Source organism: Haloferax sp. Atlit-6N (genome assembly GCF_003383195.1).
Lineage (GTDB): Archaea > Halobacteriota > Halobacteria > Halobacteriales > Haloferacaceae > Haloferax > Haloferax gibbonsii.
Genome location: NZ_QEQJ01000261.1, coordinates 1 through 483, shown reverse-complemented (window position 1 = coordinate 483; position 483 = coordinate 1). Strand labels below are relative to the sequence as shown.

Annotated in this window: 1 protein-coding gene; it reads left to right on the top strand. The window is 62.1% G+C overall.

Features of this window, described 5'->3' with window-relative positions:
• A partial coding sequence (locus DEQ92_RS22255; RefSeq protein WP_199522976.1) for a SufD family Fe-S cluster assembly protein occupies window positions 1–483 on the top strand: 483 nt, incomplete at both ends.

Sequence of the window (483 nt, the reverse complement as noted above, 5' to 3'; positions counted from 1 at the left end):
CCGGCTCGATGGGCTCGAAGGCGACGATGCTGTACCCCTCGACCGTGCTGAAGGGTCCGGGCGCCTCCGACAACCACATCACCATCGCCTTCGCGGGCGAAGGCCAAAACATCGACACCGGCGCGAAGGTCTACCACAACGCGCCGAACACGAAGTCGACGATCGAGTCCAAGTCGATCTCGAAGGACGGCGGCCGGACGAACTACCGCGGTCTCGTCCACATCGCCGACGGTGCGTCCGATTCCTCGACCTCCGTCGAGTGTGACGCGCTGATGTTCGACAACGAGTCGACGTCGGACACGATGCCGTATATGGAGATCAACGAGTCGAAAGTCGACGTCGCCCACGAGGCGACGGTCGGCAAGATCGGCGACGAGGACGTCTTCTACCTCCAGTCGCGCGGTCTCGACGACGACGACGCAAAGCAGATGATCGTCTCGGGATTCATCGAGCCGATCACCGAAGAACTGCCGATCGAGTACA